Raw genomic sequence first — 2585 nt, 5'->3', positions numbered from 1 at the left:
GTGAATATCCGCTTCTTTGGGGTCCACCGGTCGTGTGTTCGGGGGCCACTGAGCTGATCGGTCGATAGTGCGCGCGGAGACCAGCTGTGGTGTGCGCGGGGACCACCGTGCTTAGGCTCCTTCCGCCGCGTGTATACGGCACGCGGCGGAAGGAGACCATTCATGGTACGAAAGATCAGGGCCAAGTTGGTGCTGCAGTTACGCGCTGAGGGCCTGTCCGGACGAGCGATCGCGGCCTCGCAGGGGATGTCGCGAAAGTCCGTCACCGCGGTGCTCGAAGCCGCCGACACGGCAGGGCTCGGCTGGGATGCCATCAAGGACCGCACGGATGGTGAGGTCTACGGACTGGTGTTCCCAGGCCGCGGCGAGCACCAGAGCGTGTTCGCCCAGCCGGACTGGGAGAAGGTCCACAAGGAGCTGGCCCGGGTCGGGGTGACGCTGAAGCTTCTGCACAGCGAGTACACCGACGACTGCACCGCCGCAGGCGCCCCGGCAATGGGTTACGACCGATTCTGCCGGACCTATCAGCGCCACGTCCTCGTCACCGGAGCAGCGTCGAGGGTCGGGCACAAGGCCGCGCAGACGGTCGAGGTCGACTGGTCGGGACCGACGATGCAGCTGCATGATCCCGCCACCGGCAAAGCGACGAGGGTCTACTTGTTCGTGGGGTGTCTGCCGTTCAGCCGCTACGCGTTCGTACAGCCGACCCTGGATATGAAGCAGGACACCTGGCTGCGAGCCCATGTGGCGATGTTCGACGCCTTCGGCGGGTCGAGTCCACGGATCGTGCCAGACAACCTCAAGACCGGGGTACTCAAGCACCCCCGCGAGGGCGAGATCGTCCTCAACGACGCCTACCGGGAGATGGCCGCGCACTACTCCGCTGCGGTGCTGCCAGGCAGGATCAGAGCGCCGAAAGACAAGGCCAGCGTCGAGAACACCGTGTCGCATGTCGCCACCTGGATCATCGCCGGACTACGAAGCGAGCGGTTCGCGGCCCTGCCGGAACTCAGGGCAGCGATCACCGTGCGGGTGGCGGCGTACAACGCTGAGCCGTTCCAGAAGCGTCCAGGCTCCCGGTCCAGAGTGTTCACTGCTGAGGAGCAGCCGTGGCTGACGCCGCTGCCGAAGGTGGCCTACGAGATCAGCAGGTGGGTCTACGGGCGGAGGGTGGCTCGCAACGGACACGTGGCGTGGGAACGCAATCACTACTCGGTGCCGGTGGCGCATATCGGCACGAAAGTGGATCTGAGGATCACCGACCGGGTGCTGGAGGCCTACCAGGGCACCGAGCGGCTGAGCAGTCACCTGCTGCTTCCCGAGGGCGCGGCGAATGAGTACCGGACCAACGACGCCGACCTGCCCACTGGTGCGAGATACCAGCCGTGGGACGCTGCGCGAGTGCGGGAATGGGGAGAGCGGATCGGCCCGTCCACCCTCGTGGTCGTCAACAGGGTCTTCGAGTCCGTGTCGGTGGATGAGCAGGGACTCGACGCCTGTCTGGCGGTGCTGCGGCTATCACGACGGTACTCGGCGGAGCGGGTGGAGGCGGCCTGCCGGATCGCTTTGGCCGGCCCGATCCGTTCCCCGCGGTACGCCCACGTACAGCCGATCCTGGCCACCGGGCAGGACAAGACCGCCGAGTTGAGACCGCCACGAGAAGAACTCGTCGAGCACGGCGGGTATGTGCGTGGGGCGTCCTACTACGCGGAAGGCGGCGCGAAATGAGCGACATCGATACCGAGACGAAGCGCAAGCTGCGTGAGATGGGCGCTGCTGCCCTGCTGGATGCGCTGGAGGCAGAAGACGAGAACCTCGTACTGGGGATGGGCTTCGATGACCGGCTACGGCTGGTCGTCGATGAGGCTCACTCGACGTTCAACCATGCCAAGGTTGAGGGGCTGATCCGGCGGGCCGGACTGCGGTACCCCGGGGCGGATCTACGTCGCGTGGATCGAGTCGAGGAACGCGGGCTGGATCGTCATGTCCTGGCCCAGCTGGGCACGTGTTCGTTCATCGAGCGGCAGCAGAACGTGGTGTTCCAGGGCTTCACCGGTTCCGGGAAGTCCTATCTGGGGTGCGCGTTGGCGAAGCAGGCGTGTCAGCATCGGATCCGAGCTCATTACATCCGTATGCCTGATCTTGAAGAGGCGTGGGCGCTAGCGAAGGACAAGCCGCAGGGGACGACGAAGTTCCTCCGCAAGTACGCGGCCTTCACCTTGCTGGTCATCGATGAGTGGCTACTCGATCATCCTGATGAGTCGATGCGCAGCATGCTGCTGGAACTGCTCGAGCGGCGCTATGACAGTGCGTCGACGGTGTTCTGTACCCAGTACGCGAAGAAGGACTGGCATCAACGACTCGGGTCCGGGGTTCATGCCGATGCGATCATGGACCGCATCGTGCACAACACCATCTGGGTCGATACCGGCACTCACAATATGCGTGAACGGGCGATACTGAACCAGTAGCACGGCAGTCGGTGGGGGCCGGTGGTCCCCACCGACACCACGCCTGGTCCCCGACGGCAATATCGGTGGCCCCGAGAGGCAATATCGAGTGGCCTTCAAACCTTCAAATACTCA

General features: G+C 64.6%; 2 protein-coding genes. Both read left to right on the top strand.

From position 1 onward, the window contains the following. Window positions 1-162 precede the first annotated feature (162 nt). Window positions 163-1728, top strand: coding sequence for an IS21 family transposase (istA, locus tag BJEO58_RS14685; protein ID WP_101590194.1), 1566 nt, complete (start codon window positions 163-165; stop codon window positions 1726-1728). Next, on the top strand, window positions 1725-2471 hold the full coding sequence (locus BJEO58_RS14680) for an ATP-binding protein (protein ID WP_101590193.1): 747 nt from the start codon (window positions 1725-1727) through the stop codon (window positions 2469-2471). The genes istA and BJEO58_RS14680 overlap by 4 nt, the downstream gene beginning before the upstream one ends. The last annotated feature ends 114 nt before the right edge of the window (window positions 2472-2585 follow it).

This window comes from Brevibacterium jeotgali (assembly GCF_900169175.1).
Classification (GTDB): Bacteria; Actinomycetota; Actinomycetes; order Actinomycetales; family Brevibacteriaceae; genus Brevibacterium; species Brevibacterium jeotgali.
Note: the sequence above shows the minus strand (reverse complement) of the source record. Positions and strands in the feature narration are given on the sequence as shown.